An 18,588-nucleotide genomic window follows, 5' to 3' on the forward strand; every position below is an offset into this window, starting at 1 on the left:
AATCCTTGCTTTTCCTCAGCCGTTGCAGGGCGAATTTGGCTCCGCTCTTCGACAAATACCACGTTGTCATCGACTTTGTCACTGTTGATAAAGTGCTTAAAGCGTTTTAAACGTTCTGGGTCAGACAAAGTGGTTTTCCATTCGCATTGGTACGCGTCAATATCCGCTTGCATTTGGGCTTCGAGTTCTTCGGCAATACCTAAACTATCATTGATGACCACCTGTTGAATGTACTCAAGCCCGCCTTCCATTTTCTCACGCCATACCGATGTGCGTTGTAAGCGGTCGCCTGTTTTTATGTAGAACATTAAGAAACGGTCTATATATTTAACCAGCGTGGCTGTGTCCAAATCACTGGCAAATAGTTCAGCATGTCTAGGACGCATGCCGCCATTGCCACAGACGTATAGGTTCCAGCCGTTTTCGGTGGCGATAATACCGATATCCTTGCCTTGGGCTTCAGCGCATTCACGGGTACACCCCGATACCCCAAATTTGATTTTATGCGGTGAGCGTAAGCCTTTATAGCGGTTTTCCAGTTCGATGGCCAAGCCGACGCTATCATCCACCCCATAGCGACACCATGTGCTACCGACGCAAGATTTGACGGTACGCAAAGACTTGCCATAGGCATGCCCTGTTTCAAAACCTGCATTAATCAAGCGTTCCCAAATATCGGGCAATTGGTCACTACGTGCACCAAATAAATCCACACGTTGCCCACCAGTGATTTTGGTGTAAAGTCCAAAATCCCGAGCCACTTCGCCCAGTACGATGAGTTTTTCGGCGGTAATTTCACCGCCCGCAATACGCGGTACCACTGAGTAAGTACCATCTTTTTGGATATTCCCCAAGAAAGCGTCATTGGTGTCTTGCAGCGCAACCAGGGGTTTATCAAGAATATAGTCATTCCAGCAAGACGCCAAAATAGAGCCAACCGTTGGTTTACAGATTTCACAGCCATCACCGTGTCCGTGTTTTTCAATCATCTCTTCAAAGGTGTGGATATTGCTGACACGCACCAAGTGATACAACTCTTGGCGAGAGTAAGCAAAATGCTCGCAGATATGATTTTTGACTTCGATACCGCGCTTTTTAAGTTCTGACACTAAGGTATCTTTGACGATTTGAGCACAGCCGCCACAGCCTGTGCTGGCTTTGGTACAGACTTTAATGTCTTCATACGTGAGGGCTCCATTATCAATCGCCGAGCAGATTTGACCTTTGCTGACGTTATAACATGAGCATAGGGTAGCGGTATCGGGCAGATTATCCACCCCCATCACAGGTTTTTCCACGTTTGGCAAAATCAAGCTTTCTGGGTGTAACGGTAAATCAATACCATTTAAAAACAGTTGCAATAAATTGCTATAGTCTTCGGTATCCCCGACTAGAACCGCACCGAGCAGGCGTTTGCTGTCTGGGGTAGTGACCAATTTTTTGTACACGCCTGTTTTGGGGTTTTGATAGACATAGCTTTGGCTGTCTTTGATTTTACCATGAGCATCGCCGATACTGCCGACATCCACGCCCATCAGTTTGAGTTTGGTACTCATATCGGCACCGTCAAATAGGCTGTCATGCTCGCCTGCCAGTTGTGACGCACACACGCTTGCCATAGTGTAGCCTGGGGCGACCAGCCCATAAATTTTATTGTCCCATAACGCACATTCACCAATGGCATACACGTCTGGCACACTGGTTTGGCAAGTATCGTTGATAACGATACCACCACGCTCACCTAGCTTGAGTCCAGAGCTGCGAGCAAGACTATCTTGAGGACGAATCCCTGCGCTAAACAAAATCAAGTCGGTATCAAGTAGCGTACCATCGGCAAACTGCATGGTTAAAAAACTGGCGTCATCGTCATGGTTATCGATGATTTGTTGGGTGTTTTTGCCTGTCAAAACGGTAACGCCCAAGTCTTCGATTTTCTTTTTCAGCAGCTCACCACCTGCAGCGTCAAGCTGGACGCCCATCAATTGTGGGGCAAACTCAACCACATAAGTGGTTAACCCCAAAGTAACCAAGGCTTTTGCGGCTTCTAGTCCGAGCAGACCACCACCCACAACCACGCCACGCTGTACTCGAGAATTGGCAGCGGTGGCGATGATGGCGTCTAAGTCATCAATGGTGCGATACACATGGCAGTGGGCATGGTCATTGCCCTGTACGGGGGGTACGAACGGATACGAGCCTGTTGCTAACACCAATTTTTCAAATTCTAAGGTATTGCCCTTGCTGGTGATAAGGGTTTTGGTTTGCGCATCAAAACTTGCGACGCCTTCACCCAAATGCAAAGTAATGCCTGCTTGCTCATAGTTTGTCAGATCCACTAAATTAAGCTGACTGGCGTCTTTGTGTTCAAAGTAACTGGACAAATACACACGATCATACGCAGGGCGACTCTCAGCACTAAACACATGGATTTGGTAAGTTTGGTGTAGGCGTTTTTCAATCGCTTTTTCGATAAAGTGGTGCCCGACCATGCCATTACCGATGACGATAAGATTTTTCATGTATTTATCCTTTCTAACGAAACATTGGCTTTTTGACTAGGATAATGATTGGCTTTTGGCGAGTATTATCCCAAGTTTTTCTATACTGTTATATAAGCAAACTTTATGCCAATATTTAAATTTATTATAAATTTCAATGGGTTAAAAAATGTAGGTTAATTGTCTGTTAAGAAAAATAAATCACATTATTAGTGATTTAACGCAACCAGTAGCCAAGTGATGAGCAACAGCACCGTTAATATGCCACTGACCAGTTGCCAAAATAGCACAGGATGTTTGTCAATCAGCGGCTGTTTGGCTTTATCATCGGCATGGCTTTTGGGGTCAAGGTCGGTGAGAAAATCGCCAATGCTCTGATAGCGGCGGTTGCTATCTGCTTGCAGCGCACGAATCAGCACGTCATTGACCCAAAATGGTAAATCCGTGCGTAATTGTCGCACGTTCTTGAACGCCAGTTTTTGGGTGGTTTGTGCGGTCATCGCAGTGGTCAAGGTATCGACATCAAACGGCTGTAGCCCTGTCAGCATCTCATAAGTCACCACACCCAGCGAGAAAATATCGGAATACACCCCTTTTGGTGCATCGCTAAAATATTCGGGGGCAATATAATGCAAATCGCCCACAGGCGGTGTATGCCCAGTTCTTAAGAGCAACGAGCCAACCGAACCAAAGTCAATGAGTTTGATATGACCCGATGGCAGCAGCATGATATTTTCGGGCTTGATATCTTGATGGAGTAGATAATTACGGTGCATGGCTCGCAGCGCCATGCCGATTTGATTGACAATAGCAAAGGTTTGGGCAACCGATAACGGCGGCTGGGTGTCGATAAATTCACGCAAGCTCATGCCTTGCAAAAATTCGGTGACATGGTACAGATACTGGCTATTCATCGGCTTGGGGTAAAATTTTAGTAAGCTTGGGTGATTGAGACTTAACCCTATTTTTTCTTCTTTTAAAAACAGCCGTAAAAATCCGCTATCGTCTTCATAGTAGGCAGATGGCACTTTGATAATACGCTGATTATCGCCTGTGTCAGCGGTGTTATCGGTTGCCAAATACACGCTACTGCGTGGCGTGTTTTGCACCACTTGGTCAATGGTAAAATGATCAAGCTTGTCACTGACCGTCAGCACAGGCGGAATGCGTAAACGGGTAACCGCATGACGACTGTCTGTATGTTTGGCAAGGTCAGCTTTGTCAAAATCTGCATTCGCCAAAATTCTCGCAACTTTTGGCAAGACGGCTATCATCACGCAACTGACATTGTCGTTACTGCCATTTTCCAATGCCACTTGGCACAAGTTCTCTGGCAAATCTTCTAAATCTAGGGTGGTGGAATTATCCAGCGCCAACAATTTGCCCAATGCCGATTGGGTGAGTAACAACAATTCATCATCACCGATAAATTCATACACACCATCAGTCATTATCAAAAATACATCTTCGGGCAACACATCAATTTGGGCAAGTTGTAATTCTACTTGGGCATCTGCGCCAAGTGCAGCGGCTAACGCGCCTTTGTCTCGCCCTCGTTTGTGTCTGTGGTCTTGGGTGAGTACGCGCAGTTTGTTGTGTCGTAGCCGATAGATACGGCTGTCACCTGTGTGGAATAACACTGCCGCGTGCTCGGATAATAGAGCCTCGGTAAACAGCAGCCCAGATAAGGTTGAGAGTAATTTGGGCAAATACCGCTGCGAGGCTGAATCAAAGCTGTCATGTTGATCACTAAAATACAAAAAATCATTGATAATATGCACGCTTTTGGTGAGCACTTGGGCCAGCGTTTCGGCACTGTTGTTATTCAATGAATCGCTAGTAACAGGGCTAGCAACAGGGGTTGTCACCATGTCAGCTTGGTGCATGGTTAATTGGTCGATCAGCGTATCAATCACCCATTGACTGGCGAGCTTTGGCTGTCCGCAGCTGCTGACGCCGTCAGCTAAAGCGGTGACTTGCCATGCAAGATGAGTGGCGCTGCTATCCCTTGTTGGCACCAGCGTTTGCACCGTCAAGGTGTCTTGATTTTCCGCTTTGCGCCCTGCATGACTAGCCGCACGGGTCAGCAGTTGCGGCAAGGATTGAAAACTGGGGGGATTTTGCTGAATGGCTTTTGACATGGGTTTTTCCTTACTAGCACGGTTGCTACGCATTGTGCAAAAATGAAAAAAGGGCATACACCCTTTTTTGCCTTACTAACTAGACTTCCTTGTCTACTGGTTGACCGTTTTTTTGGTTGGATTTAGTGAGCGATTACGCTATCGCAATTCGCTCAATCGTGCCATCTTCGTGCACCTCGACCATATGTCCTTGTGGCTCGCTCAAGAAGGTCGCACCAATAAAGGCAATCCCTGCAAAAATCGCGAGGGTAATAAAGAATCCTGTTGGAGATACCATAGAGAAAATAGTCAAAAACAACACCCCACCTACGTTACCATACGCACCCGCCATACCAGCAATTTGCCCTGTCATACGGCGTTGAATGAGCGGAACCACTGAGTACACTGCACCGCATGCTGCTTGCACAAATACAGAAGTAAGCAGCACGATTGCCACTGCACCCGCCAATGGTAACTTAGTCATTTGCGTCATTAGCAGATAACCCACCGTTTGCCCTGCCAATGCAATCATCAATACTTTACGACGACCGACCGCATCGGACATAAAACCACCGCCAGGACGAGCAAATAAATTCATCACCGCAAAACAGCCTGCAGTCAACCCTGCTAAAGTATGCGATACACCATAGTTGGTAATAAAAAATTGCGGCAACATCGACACTACTGCCAACTCAGAGCCAAAACATGCCAAATACGCCATGTCCAAAATCGCCACTTGTTTAAACTGATAACCATATTCTGGATTTACCGCAGGGCGAGATGTATCAAATAAATGCTTATTGACTGACCAGATTTTGATATATTGATAGACTACAAGCACCGCCACCACCGCATATGCCAGCATGGTTTGATTAGCGGTTAATAATTTTAATCCGCTAGGTGACAAACGCCACGCCAACAAAAACAAAATCGCATAAACCGGTAAAATCATCACCGCGTAAAAGTAAAAGTCTGCCTTGTTTGATACTTCTAAGCCGCCTGATTTTTTTGGTTTAAAATAAGTCGCGCCTTTGGGTGTATCACTGACACCACGATAAAAAATGACCGAATAAACAATCGCAATCACGCCTGTGGTCGCAATCGCATACCGCCAACCATCTGCACCGCCATACAATAAGGCAAGAATCGGCATCGACATCGACGCTACTGCCGCCCCAAAATTGCCCCAACCGCCGTACACCCCTTCTGCCGAGCCGACTTCATTAACAGGAAACCATTCTGAAATCAAACGAATCCCAACCACAAATCCTGCACCGACAAAGCCTAGCAAGAACCGCCCAATCGCCAGCATTTGGAAACTTTGGGCAAATGCAAACACAAAACACAAAAAACCGCTAATCAACAACACAGCACTATATGAACGCTTGGGGCCGTATCTATCGACCATCGCGCCGATTAGCAAACGGGCAGGAATGGTCAAAGCCACATTGAGCATCAAGATCGCTTTGACTTGTCCATCGCTCAAATGAAAATATTGTTTGATAGTTGGCATCAATGCCACATGAGCAAACCAAATTAAAAAGGTGACGAAAAAAGCAAACCAGGTGTAATGTAACACCTTGATACGGGGTAATTTCATAGCAAACAGCGGTAAACGTTGGGGCATCTGCTTCTCCTTTAAGTAAGCCTGTATGGTTCACGGTAACAAGGCAAAAGCAATATTTATGCCATTATCATAAACTTTTGTTTTTACAATAATTTTTTTGAATGACCCATCAATTAGCTATTTTGCTGTGATAAAACTTTCACCGATTAGCATAAATGATAAAAATTTGATGCTGTACTGCACTATTTTGGTAAGTAATCGATAAGGTAAAAGAATAATGCAAATGAATAGCGAAACAATTGGCTAAAAACCGTCAAACAGGCATCTATAGTTAAAGAGGTTAAATTCAAAGAGTGGTCAACATCCATCACACTGTCCGACAAATAATAGCCAAAATTTAAAACACCATAAAAAACAGTAAAAAACAACGGTTTAAAACGGTTGGCATAGATTTTGAATTATTAAATTTTAAAGTGCTAGATTCTAAAGTGCTAAATTTTAAAGTATTAGATATACAGTCGGATAAGCAAGGTCGGCCAAACAATGCAACACACACACATTCTTATCATAGGGGCAGGGATGGCAGGGACACGCTTTGCTATGCAGTATGCCAAAAGCAGACTGAATGCCCACAGCGCACTGGGGATTGATAGCCAAGGCGAACAAAGTCAAGATGAGTTTACTATCACGCTTATCAACAGTGAGCCGTATGCAGGCTATAACCGTATTATGCTATCGCCTGTATTGGCAGGGGAAAAACGCTTCGCTGAGATTTATCTATTTTCTCAAGAGGAGTACGCTAACCATAACATCACTGTAAAGACAGGTTGCACTGTTAGCGATATCAATCTTGCTGCTCATCAGGTCATCACCGACAGCGGCGAAACGATCGGCTATAACAAATTGGTATTTGCCACAGGTTCAACGCCATTTATTTTGCCATTGCCCAACCATACCGCAAAAGGCGTCATGGGTTTTCGTACCAAAGCCGATGTGGATGCTATGCTAGATATCGCAAAAAACAATCATAATGGCAAAAAATCTCCAAAATGCCTGGTTATCGGCGGTGGGTTACTCGGTCTTGAGGCTGCCAATGCTTTGGTACAACAGGGAGCGAAAGTCACTGTGGTACATGGGGCAGGCTATTTACTCAATCGTCAACTGGATAAAACCGCTGCCGATTTACTGCAAACTTACTTTGAAAACAAAGGTATTGAGTTTGTGCTCAACGCCAACTCCCAAGCGATTTGCGTGGATAAGGATAACCAGGTTACTGGACTGACTTACACGGATAATGTCGACACATCCATCCCTGCCAAAACCATTGACGGCGATTGCATTATCATGACCGTCGGCGTGCGACCCAATATTGCCCTTGCGCAACAGGTCGGTATCACTTGCGAGCGGGGGATTTTGGTTGATAACCAAATGCGAACCTATACCCCAGACGTGTATGCGATTGGCGAGTGTGTACAGTTTGACAACCAGCTATTTGGGCTCGTCGCACCTGTGTATGAGCAAGCCAATATTCTGCTACATACCTTAAACAAGCAGCCAGGCAGCACCTCGCCCGTGTTTAGCATACAACCAACGGCAACCAAACTAAAGGTCTCGGGTGTGGCGCTATTTTCGGCAGGTGATATCGATGTGAGTCACGACTGCGAGCAATTGATTTATCAAGACCCTAGCCATAGCATCTACCAAAAAATCACCGTAAAAGACAACCGTATTTTATCTGCAGTGCTATATGGTGATGTACAAGAGGGCGGTTGGTTTTTTGAACTGATTCAAAATCAACAAGATATTTCAGCCATCAAAGATAAATTACTGTTTGGCAAAGCGTTTTGTGAAGAGTTGCTGGCGAGCTGATCTGACTGGTAGAAATTAAAAATAGTAAAAGGTTAACGTGTGACAACAACTATACAACATTTAGCACCACAAAAATCTCCCCTGACCCAAGTCAATACCACCTGTGCCTATTGCGGTGTTGGCTGTGGCGTGTTGGCGACGATTGATGAGAATACCCAACACGTCAGCATTGACGGTGATCCCACCCATCCTGCCAACTTTGGCAAATTATGCTCCAAAGGCAAAGCGTTGGGCGATACGCTTGATCGTGACCGCCGTTTGGCCCATCCGATGATTCATGGCGAGCCAGTCGATTGGGATACCGCCACGGATTTTGTTGCTAAATCATTGCAACAGACCATTGATGAATATGGCGCTGACAGCGTTATGCTATATGTATCGGGGCAACTGCTCACCGAAGATTATTACGTGGCAAACAAATTTACTAAAGGTTTTTTGGGTACCAATAATTTGGACTCCAATTCTCGACTGTGTATGTCATCAGCGGTGGCTGGCTACAAGCGAGCATTTGGCTCGGACACTGTGCCTTGTAATTATGAAGACATCGAAAACAGCGACCTATTTATCATTATCGGTTCGAATATGGCGTGGTGTCATCCGATTTTATTTGGTCGGTTAAAATCCAGCAAACAAGCCAATCCCAACAAAAAAATCGTGGTGATTGACCCACGAGCCACTGACAGCACCGCGATTGCTGACTTGCATTTGCCGATTCGCTCTGGCACAGATACCCATTTATTTGTCGGACTACTCAATTACTTGCACCAAAACGGCTATGCCAATCACGATTATCTCAGGCATTGTGACAATCTTGCTGATGCGCTTGCAGCCAGTGACAGGTGGACGATTAAAAAAGTTGCCAAAATCTGCGGTGTCAACGAAAGTGATTTAACCAAGTTTTACCAATTGTTTGCCACTACCAAGAAAACCGTGAGTTTTTACTCAATGGGTGTCAATCAAGCCAGTAATGGCACTGATAAGGTCAATAGCATTATCAATTGCCACCTTTATACAGGCAAACTGGGTTATGAAGGGGCAGGGGCGTTCTCAATTACAGGACAGCCCAATGCCATGGGTGGTCGAGAGGTCGGGGCGTTAGCCAATCTGCTAGCCAGTCATTTTGAACTCAAAAACAGCGACCATCGTCAAACGGTAGCCAACTTTTGGCAAGCACCGACTAGCATTAGTGGTAAAGATGGTGTCAAGGCAACCCAATGTGCCGATGCTATTTTGGAGGGGCAAATTAAAGCGATTTGGATTATGGCGACCAATCCTGTAGTCAGTCTGCCAGAAGCAGACAAATTTGCCATGGCGTTACAGCAATGCCCACTGGTCATCGTGTCTGACTGCTCAAAAGACAGCGACACGCTCGACTTTGCTCATGTGTCTTTGCCCGCGCAAGGCTGGAGTGAAAAATCAGGCACGGTCACCAACAGCGAACGCCGTATCTCTCGTCAACGCCGCTTAGTCACCCCATTTGCTGATGCCAAGCCCGACTGGTGGATAGTCAGCCAAGTAGCACAGAAAATGGGTTTTGTGGGTTTTGATTACACTCACGAATCGCAAGTGTTTGCTGAACACGCTCGGCTTAGTGGCGAGAACAATGGCGGTGAAAAAAATACAGATAGTCGAAGTTTTAATATCAGCCATTTAGCCAATATTAGCCAAAACGAGTATGATAACTTGGCACCGTTTCAATGGGGTCAACCGCATTATTTTGGACTACAAAAACAAGACGCACACACCACTATCGGCACAACTTATACCGATACCCAAAAACTGCATTTTGTCACCGTTAATCCTGCGGTACCCAAGTCATTGCCTGATGAGCAATATCCACTGGTGCTTAACACAGGTCGCTCGCGTGACCAATGGCATACCATGACCCGTACAGGGATTGCCCCACAGCTTAATCAGCATTTACCGCACCCACTGGTTGCGATTCACCCGAGTGACGCCAAACCTTTGGGTGTACAAAATAACGATTTTGTGCAAATTAACAGTCCCAATAGTACTATCTTAGTGCGGGCGGATGTGACTGAAAAACAACGCCAAGGCGATGTATTTATACCCATGCACTGGAATCAGCACTTTGCCGCCAATGCGCGTGTCGGTAAGCTTATCAGCAATCATCATGACCCCTTTTCACAGCAACCGCAGCTCAAGCACCAACCTGTCAGGCTGCAAAAACGGACCATGCAAGCATTTGGATGGTTATTGATTGATAAACATTGTGATGAAAACCTGCTAACTTGGCTCGAATCGCCAGATATGACTTATTGGGTGCGTAATCGCCAGTCAAACAGTAGCCAGTATTTTTTTGCCATTGATAGTCAGTCTGCGGTCATGACCACTTGGTTTGATAAACAATATTGGCAACAGCAGTTAAGTGTATGGCTCAATCAACCAGCGCAAGCCTACAACTTTGATATTATTCATTATCAACATATTGATACCGATAACACCAGCCAAGATTTACGACTTGCGATATTGCAAAACGGGCAAGTCCATGCGCTAGTATTTTTGAGCACCCACGAGCACAAGCTACCTACCAATAACTGGCTAGATAGCCAATTTGGCACAACGCTCGATAGCCATACGCGTAAATGGCTACTAATGGGCAAACCTGCCACGGGTTTTATTGATACAGGGCGGATTGTTTGCTCTTGTATGTCAGTGGGTGAAAATACCATTGTTGAGACAATAAAAAAATATCACTGTAAAACCGTCGTTGAGGTTGGCAAACATTGCCAAGCAGGCACCAATTGTGGCTCCTGTCTAGGAGAGATTAGCAAAATTTTAGCGGGGTGAAATTGTTACAAATTGTTGAAAGGATTATTGGGCGAACTTTAAGCCACTTTATAACTTCGCTTGATGTTGCCTGATTTTACTTGGTTACTTATTGATAACTAGCGTTAGACATTCGAAAAAAAGGGAAATAATTGGAAAAATTAATTGATAATGATTATCATTTATATTATTATTCTTGCTGCTTTGTAACGCTTCTCTTTTTTTATATATCTGAGTGATTTTATGAATACTGCCAATGCTAGTTTACCGCCGTGTGGTGCTTTGCGCTATTTAAGTCTGTGTGTATTAACCACGCTTTATTCACCGTTGGCAACAGCGAGTGAGCCAGAACCCGTCACTACCTTGCAGACCATTACTTTTAATGCCCGTCAATATATCCCAGCAAAACAGACTGAGAATGTCCGCCATGAGACCTCAGTCAAGGTACAGCAAGCTGATTTACTCAATCAATATTTACCGACGGTTGCTGGGGTGAATGTCGGTGGCACTTCGGGGATGGATCAGCATATTTATATTCGCGGTTTGGGCTCAGACAATGCAGGTAGTGCCTTAAAAATCACCGTGGATGGGGTGCGCCAACCGGAAACGCGCGGCTTTCACCATGCCGGGATTAGTGGACTTGACCCAGATTTGTATAAAACAACTGAAGTGTCAGTGGGTAATAACTCGGTGACTTTGGGCAATAATGCCATCGGTGGCGGTGTGGCGTTTACCACGGTGGATGCACAAGACTTGCTACTACCTGATCAAAAAATGGGGGCAAAGGTTAAACTTGGCTATGCCAGTAACGATCAGCAATTTCAACGAAGTCTAACGACCTATGCCAAACCCAATGAGCAGTTGGACATGATTGTGTCTTATAGTGAGCGTGACAGCGATGGCGGCGAAGATGGCAAAAGCAACCACATCCAAGGTGATGATATTACTATCAAAAGTATACTAGCCAAAGTCAATGTGATGCCGGCAGAAGGTCACAAAATTACTGCCAGTTACCAAAGCTATGACAATGACGGCAACTATCCGTTTCGCCCCAATATCGGCTACCAAGCCAATTTACCCGCTAATATTCATCCTGGCTATACCAATAATGAAACCTATGCACTCGGCTATGAGTATAAACCGCATAGCAATTTTGAGCTAAACAGCAAAATTTATCATTTGACTAATGAAGCGCTGTCGCAAGGACTGCGTGGAACGACCCCCATGCGTATAGCCACGTCAGGCAAAACCGATGGCATGACGGCAAGTATCAAACAGCAACTGACGCAGCATCACGGTGACCATGCTTTGACACATACGCTCAACTATGGGGTAGAAGGCTATAAAAAATCAGCGAACTTAGAGAGTAGTGATATCACAGAAGACGCTACCAGCGTAGGGGTGTACTTACAAGACCGAATCGAATTGGGACGATTTGCGCTGACGCCTGGCGTGCGCTTTGACCATTATAAGCCGTCAGAGCGTTTAAGCAGTGACGACTATAATCAGCTGTCGGGCGCATTGGCAGGGGAATTTAAACTGACGCCAAACCACAGCTTATTTGCCAGTTATACCCAATTGTTTAATGGACCACCCTTGCCAGAAACCATTCACCAATCTGGGCAAACCTTCGTCAATAAAGACATCGAAGCAGAAACAGGCGCCAACGCAGAGCTGGGTATCAGTAGCCGTTTTCAAGGGGTGTTTGACAGTCAAGACAGTATGTCGCTGACAGCCAAAGTCTTTGATACCCAGTATGACAATAAAATCGACCGCTTAACAGGCATTGACTGTACCACAGGCAACTCAGTGACAGACGGGCAATGTGCTAGCTACATCAATGCCGGCGAAACTACCGTTAAAGGCTACGAGCTGAGCGCAAAATATCGGCTAAATAATATGCGCTTGAATGCAGGCTATGCCCATGCCAAAAGCGACACCGAGCAAGGCTACCAACTCAACAAAGACTCAGGCGATCAGTTAAACCTTGGCTTTAATTATGACATCAATGACAGATTTAGCCTTGGAAGTGCCATCCGCCATGTCAAAGGTTTAACGCGTCGCACCAGCGCTACTGCCGTCGCTGAGTTACCAAGTTTTACCACGTATGATGTATTTGGTAGCTATCGCCCAAGCGCGTTACCGCAATTAACCGTGGATACTGGCGTGTATAACCTTACAGACGCCTACTACTATGAGCACGTATCCAATACCGGTGATAAAGCCATGGGGCGCAATGTCAAAGTAGCGCTAAGTTATCAGTTTTAAACTCAATGGGTGATAACTATCAGCATGATGGATTGCCCATTGCGGTTTAATATTTTCACAAAATATTGCAGAGACACTTTGCTTATGTCTAAAATCCAATTTTTTACCCGTCCTACTACCACAAGGTTTGGCGGGGTATCAAGACAATTGCCTAGGGTATTCATCGGTGTATTTTCTACATTCACTACCATGGCTTATGCCCAGACGGATACGACTGCCAGTGCAGTGGATACGGCGGCTTTAACGGATAATGGCAATGACCCACAGCCTGCCGTTACCACGCTTGACACCATTATTATTCGGGCAGAAGATGCCAGTCCGCCGTATGCTGCTACCCAAGCGACCACTATTTTAAAATCGGATGAAAAATTGTTTGATAGCGCAAAATCAGTGAGCGTTGTCACGCAAAATCAGCTGCAACAAAAACAAGCGACTACGTTAGCCGATGCGCTTAAAGGCGTAGCAGGGGTAACGACAGGGCAGTATGGTCGTCGTGGTTGGGATGATATTGCGATTCGCGGACAATTAGCGAGCTCACAAATCCTGGTCGATGGGATGCGCACAGCGACTTCTAGCAATTTTTTAAATAGTATGGATATCTCTGGGCTAGAATCAATCGAGGTGGTCAAAGGCCCGGATAGCGTCGGCTTTGGGCAGATGATGCCGGGCGGTGTGGTTAATTTAACGACCAAAAAACCCAAAGACGAAACATTCAAAAATCTCACACTCTCCGCAGGCAGCAACGATTTTTATCAAGCAGCCTTTGATATCAACTATGCCCCCAATGGCTCAACCGATGGGGCGTTTCGTCTCAATGGGCGTGTTTCTGACCAAAATGACCCCACCGATTATGTGTATTTCAAAAATTACTATCTAGCGCCTTCTTATCGTTTTGCTCTCGGCGATAACACAGATGTCACTTTGTTGGCAAGTTACCAACAACATGAGTACGTCCGCCAACAAGGGCTACCGCTACAAAATAACGCCTACAAAACATACCCATCAAGTTTATTTTTTGGTGAGCCAGCATATACTGTCCAAGATGAGCAATATCGTCTCGGCTATCAGCTTAACCATGATTTTGACTTAGGTTGGCGTCTCAAGCAAAACTTTGCGCTGTCAAGACGCGTCGCCGATGCCGATGCGATTTTGGCAAGCGGTACATCGCCGATAACCACTACTGGCAATATCAAACGCCAGTCAAGCTTGCTCGATAAGCAAGACACTATCGTGTCAATGGACAATCGTTTTGACAAAACCTTTAGTCAGGGTAACGTCAGTCACGCGGTGTCAGTGGGGTTAGACGCCTTTCATGAGCGTAGTGATTATCAGCAACAAGTGTATGCTTACAGCCCCTTAAACTTAAATAACCCTGTGTATGGGGTGGGCGAAATCACCAATACCACGCCCACCACTGACAAGCACAGTGTAAATTATTTACAGTATCTGGGGCTATATGCCAAAGATACCATCAAAGTGAATTCTCACTGGATTATCGACTTGGCAGGTCGTCATGATTGGTCAGATGTCAAAAGCAACGATGTGAAAAAAGATACTACCGTCAAAAATTCTAACAATGCTTTCACCGGCTCAGCCTCATTGATGTATCAAGTCAATGACAAAATTGCGCCGTATATCAGCTATGCCACCGCATTTTTGGCGACCACGGACGCGGGCAAAGATGGTGATTTACTTGACCCAGAAAAAGGCGAACAATACGAAATTGGCGTCAAACTGCAAACGCCAGACGAGCGCACCCAAGCCTCGCTGAGCTATTATGATTTGACTCGCAAAAACGTCAGCGAAAGTTATAGTGATGGCACAGAGACTTATAATGTGGCGGTTGGCGAGCAACAAACCAAAGGTTTTGAGGCTGAACTGACTTCAGCAGTCAATGACAACTGGAACGTTAGCGCAGGCTATAGCTATATCCCCATCGCCAAAATCACCCAAGCTGCTAACAAATCCGATTATGTTGTCGGTCAGCGTATTAACCATATACCCAAACAAGCCTTCAATGTCAGCGCACAATACTATTTTGCGCCATCGCATTTGGGCTGGTATGTCGGAGCAGGCGCTCGTTATGAAGGGCAACATCATGCTCAGCGTGGCTCATCTAAGGTCGATTTACCAAGCTATACCTTATATGATGTTGAAGCAGGCTATAGTGCCAACCATTGGCAGTTGGGTCTGTCGGTCAAAAACTTAACCGATAAAGCCTACTATTCAGGTACAAGCCCGAATGCCGCTATGATTATGTTTGGTGAACCCCGTACTCTGCGAGCAAATTTAATCTATAAATTTTAGGCGGCGATGTGACAAAACTTTATTTTGACTAATATAAAGCTAACACAAAGCGAAGATAAAAAAGCAACTAGAGGTTTTAAAGCCATTTGATATCAAAGTTGCTTAATATTTTAAAGTGGCTTAATTAACGTGGTTTAATACAGTCGCTGGTTAAATTAAACCTAATTTTTAATATTTTTGTTGATAATGATTATCATTTATACTAACATTTAAAGTTAGTTTTTATATTTATCGTGTTATAGGAATGATTATGGATTTTGCAAATTACTGGCAATATACAGATGTAGTGACCAAGACGTTATTTTTTGTGTTAATTGTTTTATCGATGCTGTCTTGGATTACAGGCATTTTACGTATCTTAAATAGCCAAAAAATTGCCAAAACAGTGTCGCAAGATTTGACCCAGCAAATTTCCCAACAGCAATCTCAACTCACCACCTTATCCCTAGACAATCAAAAATTAGTTACTGAGCAGCAGCTACTGCAACAGCTCAATCGCTACCGTTTTGCCAGTGAGCAGGGCTTAAATATCCTTGGCACGACCGCTGCCATTGCCCCTTTTATTGGGCTATTTGGTACTGTGTGGGGGATTTTTCATGCCTTAGATAGTATTGCTAAATCAGGTCAAGCAGGACTCGGTCAAGTTGCAGGACCGGTTGGGGAGGCTTTGATTATGACTGGGCTTGGGCTTGCGGTAGCGATTCCTGCGGTCATTATGTACAATGTCATAGTACGAATCAATCGCAAAGCCATGCACCAAGCGAATGACACGGCGCATACCTTGCTTGCCAATGTGTTGATGAATTCTTCCACCCAAGTTACGCAAACTAGTTTAGCCGCTCAACCTCATTTGCAAACCAGCTCGCAGCCCAAGCAACAAACTAACGCCACTGAATTAATGCTGAAAAACGCCTAACCTTGACCCATCGCTAAACAGATAAATATATAAACAGGGAATAACTTATGGCATTTCAACTCGGTGATGATGCTTCGACAGGCATGAATGAAATCAATCTGATTCCGCTGATTGATATCATGCTAGTCTTGATGATTATTTTTTTGGTGACGGCAACGGTAATCAATCCCAGTGTACCGCTAAATTTGCCCAAAACCTCGGCACAAGTCAATGAAGCCCCGCCCAAAGTGATACAAGTAAGCATTGATAAAGATGGCAAAATTTTTTGGGATGATGCCAGTATCAGTTTGGCGCAATTAAACACACGCTTTGCTGAACAAGGCAAATTAAGCGAGACCCCAAGCATTCAGCTACGCGTCGATAAAGACAGTCGATATGATACCGTCGCACAAATCCTAGCAACAGCGAGCGAAAACAAGCTAACCAAGATTGCGTTTGTCAGTGAATAACCTTTTTGAGAAAATTTTTATTGATAATAAGAATAATTATCATTATTATATAAGAAAATTTATCAACGAGGTGCGTATGTTTGTGTGTATCTGTAATGCCGTCAAAGAAAGTCAAATCAAAACAGCCATTGAACAAGGTCATGACAGCTTAGAGGCATTACAAGCTGAGCTTGATGTGGCTACTTGTTGTGGCGGCTGTCAGCCAATGATTGAAGGTTATCTTGAAGAGTACGCGCAGAGCATCAATAACTATACGCACCTATTTATTGAAGTTGCCTAATATATTAACGTTGCCTAGTTTATTAAGTTGCCTAATGAGCTGTTAGCGTACACACCCAAGCTTATTCATTAATCTCAATGAATGAGCGACTGACAAATATTGTAAATTATTTGCTGCGGTGAATTGTTTTTAACGTCACTTTAATTTAGTATTTCAGATAATACCCAACCTTTGTTTCTGTTCATTTTTCAAGGATATACCCATGAAAGGCAGCCAAGCTGTTATTGATTATCTAAATTTCTTAATTAGTGGTGAACTGGGGGCTCGTGACCAGTACTTTATTCATGCGCAAATGTATCATGAATGGCATTATCTAAAACTTCATACGCGTATGCATCATGAAATGGAAGAAGAAAGCGATCATGCGCGTGCCTTAATCAATCGGGTGTTGATGCTAGAAGGCACGCCCAACATGAAAGTTGCCGATATTAACATCGGTCATGATGTGCCAAGTATGCTAAAAGCCGATCTGCAGCTTGAGTATGCAGTTCGTCAACATCTCAAAGACGGCATTGCGCTTTGTGAGCAAGAGCAAGACTATGTAACTCGTGAGATTTTGGTCGCACAATTGGTAGATACTGAAGAAGACCATGCGCATTGGTTAGAGCAGCAGCTAAGACTGATTGATATGATGGGACTAGCCAATTATCTGCAATCTCAGCTCGGTGACATCTCTGAATAAGGCGACCAAGCAATAAGGCAACTAAGGTAAACATTATGCAAGTCGATAAAGAAATTCTAAGAGCGCTAAACCAAGTTTTGGGTCAAGCACTGATTGCTATTAACCAATATTTCTTACACGCGCGTATCGCCAAAAACTGGGGACTAAGTGAACTCAATGAAAAATTGTATCATCAGTCGATTCATGAGATGAAATGGGCAGATGACCTCATTGAGCGTATCTTAATGCTAGATGGTCTACCAAACTTGCAAGAACTTGGCAAAATTTTAATCGGTGAAAATGTCGCTGAAATTTTGCGTTGTGATTTGCAACTAGAGTATCAAAAAACTGATATCATCAAAAATGCGATTGCTTTATGTGAGCAGAAAAGCGATTTTGTCTCTCGCAAATTATTGGTCAAACTCAAAGATGGGAGTGAAGAGCACATTGATTGGTTAGAAACGCAGATGGAACTAATGACCTCGATGGGTATCGAAAATTATACGCAAAGTTTATTAGATTCATAAAGCGTATTAGCGTGTCGGAATAACTGTATGAACCATCAATATACCCAAGCTGCGTTGATTTCTGTCATCTCTATACTGATGGCATCGCTTATCATCATCTTAGTGGCAGTAATTTATTGAATATCGTTTTAGTTGTCGAGTTTGGCATATTGGCATAGCCAAAATGAGTGATTTCGGCTGGCAGTTTTCGTTCTGCTAGCCGTTTGGTGAGTTACTTTAAGGGGCTTTTTTGTCCAAGATATGTTTTAAAATATGGGTTTTACAAGGTGTGTTTTAAAAGCTTTCTAGTACAATTTTGCCTTTTGACTTGCCTGATTCAAGTAACTTATGTGCTTT

Annotated in this window: 12 protein-coding genes; 9 read left to right on the plus strand and 3 right to left on the minus strand. The window is 44.4% G+C overall.

The genetic code is table 11. From position 1 onward, the window contains the following. From nirB to RTJ53_RS11815, 3 genes are all read right to left on the minus strand, one after another. The coding region (gene nirB / locus RTJ53_RS11805; protein WP_312277083.1) for a nitrite reductase large subunit NirB at positions 1 to 2,519 on the minus strand (2,519 nt) is incomplete at its 3' end. A 188-nt stretch (positions 2,520 to 2,707) separates the two neighbouring features. After that, the gene (locus RTJ53_RS11810) at positions 2,708 to 4,639 is read right to left on the minus strand and encodes a bifunctional protein-serine/threonine kinase/phosphatase (protein ID WP_312277084.1); all 1,932 of its coding nucleotides are present in this window, start codon (positions 4,637 to 4,639) and stop codon (positions 2,708 to 2,710) included. A 133-nt stretch (positions 4,640 to 4,772) separates the two neighbouring features. Next, entirely contained in the window at positions 4,773 to 6,245 is a 1,473-nt protein-coding gene (locus RTJ53_RS11815; protein ID WP_201664659.1) for an MFS transporter, read from the minus strand. A 483-nt stretch (positions 6,246 to 6,728) separates the two neighbouring features. Here RTJ53_RS11815 and RTJ53_RS11820 point away from each other — a divergent pair, with 483 nt between their 5' ends. From RTJ53_RS11820 to bfr (RTJ53_RS11860), 9 genes are all read left to right on the plus strand, one after another. Next, entirely contained in the window at positions 6,729 to 8,054 is a 1,326-nt protein-coding gene (locus tag RTJ53_RS11820; protein ID WP_312277085.1) for an NAD(P)/FAD-dependent oxidoreductase, read from the plus strand. A 39-nt stretch (positions 8,055 to 8,093) separates the two neighbouring features. Beyond that, entirely contained in the window at positions 8,094 to 10,865 is a 2,772-nt protein-coding gene (locus RTJ53_RS11825; RefSeq protein WP_312277086.1) for a molybdopterin-dependent oxidoreductase, read from the plus strand. 222 nt (positions 10,866 to 11,087) lie between these two features. Further along, positions 11,088 to 13,112, plus strand: coding sequence for a TonB-dependent receptor domain-containing protein (locus tag RTJ53_RS11830; RefSeq protein ID WP_312277087.1), 2,025 nt, complete (start codon positions 11,088 to 11,090; stop codon positions 13,110 to 13,112). A gap of 84 nt (positions 13,113 to 13,196) precedes the next feature. Beyond that, complete coding sequence (locus RTJ53_RS11835) at positions 13,197 to 15,419, plus strand: TonB-dependent siderophore receptor (protein WP_312277088.1); 2,223 nt, start codon at positions 13,197 to 13,199, stop codon at positions 15,417 to 15,419. A 250-nt stretch (positions 15,420 to 15,669) separates the two neighbouring features. Beyond that, positions 15,670 to 16,335, plus strand: a complete 666-nt coding sequence (locus tag RTJ53_RS11840) for a MotA/TolQ/ExbB proton channel family protein (protein ID WP_312277089.1) — start codon at positions 15,670 to 15,672, stop codon at positions 16,333 to 16,335. Positions 16,336 to 16,382: 47 nt separating this feature from the next. Then, positions 16,383 to 16,784, plus strand: coding sequence for an ExbD/TolR family protein (locus RTJ53_RS11845; RefSeq protein WP_007116453.1), 402 nt, complete (start codon positions 16,383 to 16,385; stop codon positions 16,782 to 16,784). 76 nt (positions 16,785 to 16,860) lie between these two features. After that, entirely contained in the window at positions 16,861 to 17,064 is a 204-nt protein-coding gene (locus tag RTJ53_RS11850; protein ID WP_007116452.1) for a (2Fe-2S)-binding protein, read from the plus strand. Between the two features lie 202 nt (positions 17,065 to 17,266). After that, positions 17,267 to 17,746, plus strand: a complete 480-nt coding sequence (gene bfr / locus RTJ53_RS11855) for a bacterioferritin (protein WP_282850562.1) — start codon at positions 17,267 to 17,269, stop codon at positions 17,744 to 17,746. Between the two features lie 35 nt (positions 17,747 to 17,781). Further along, positions 17,782 to 18,252 carry a bacterioferritin gene (gene bfr, locus RTJ53_RS11860; RefSeq protein ID WP_099833574.1) on the plus strand — a complete coding sequence of 157 codons (471 nt, stop codon included), beginning with the start codon at positions 17,782 to 17,784 and terminating at the stop codon, positions 18,250 to 18,252. The last annotated feature ends 336 nt before the right edge of the window (positions 18,253 to 18,588 follow it).

This window comes from Moraxella sp. CTOTU46711, from assembly GCF_031975715.1.
Lineage (GTDB): Bacteria > Pseudomonadota > Gammaproteobacteria > Pseudomonadales > Moraxellaceae > Faucicola.

Bases quoted from the DNA above. Each gene is read 5' to 3' on its own strand.
- RTJ53_RS11820 (WP_312277085.1), top strand. From the start codon at position 6,729: ATGCAACACACACACATTCTTATCATAGGGGCAGGGATGGCAGGGACA.
- RTJ53_RS11835 (WP_312277088.1), top strand. From the start codon at position 13,197: ATGTCTAAAATCCAATTTTTTACCCGTCCTACTACCACAAGGTTTGGC.
- RTJ53_RS11810 (WP_312277084.1), bottom strand. From the start codon at position 4,639: ATGTCAAAAGCCATTCAGCAAAATCCCCCCAGTTTTCAATCCTTGCCG.
- RTJ53_RS11845 (WP_007116453.1), top strand. From the start codon at position 16,383: ATGGCATTTCAACTCGGTGATGATGCTTCGACAGGCATGAATGAAATC.
- RTJ53_RS11815 (WP_201664659.1), bottom strand. From the start codon at position 6,245: ATGCCCCAACGTTTACCGCTGTTTGCTATGAAATTACCCCGTATCAAG.
- bfr (WP_099833574.1), top strand. From the start codon at position 17,782: ATGCAAGTCGATAAAGAAATTCTAAGAGCGCTAAACCAAGTTTTGGGT.
- RTJ53_RS11830 (WP_312277087.1), top strand. From the start codon at position 11,088: ATGAATACTGCCAATGCTAGTTTACCGCCGTGTGGTGCTTTGCGCTAT.
- RTJ53_RS11850 (WP_007116452.1), top strand. From the start codon at position 16,861: ATGTTTGTGTGTATCTGTAATGCCGTCAAAGAAAGTCAAATCAAAACA.
- bfr (WP_282850562.1), top strand. From the start codon at position 17,267: ATGAAAGGCAGCCAAGCTGTTATTGATTATCTAAATTTCTTAATTAGT.
- RTJ53_RS11840 (WP_312277089.1), top strand. From the start codon at position 15,670: ATGGATTTTGCAAATTACTGGCAATATACAGATGTAGTGACCAAGACG.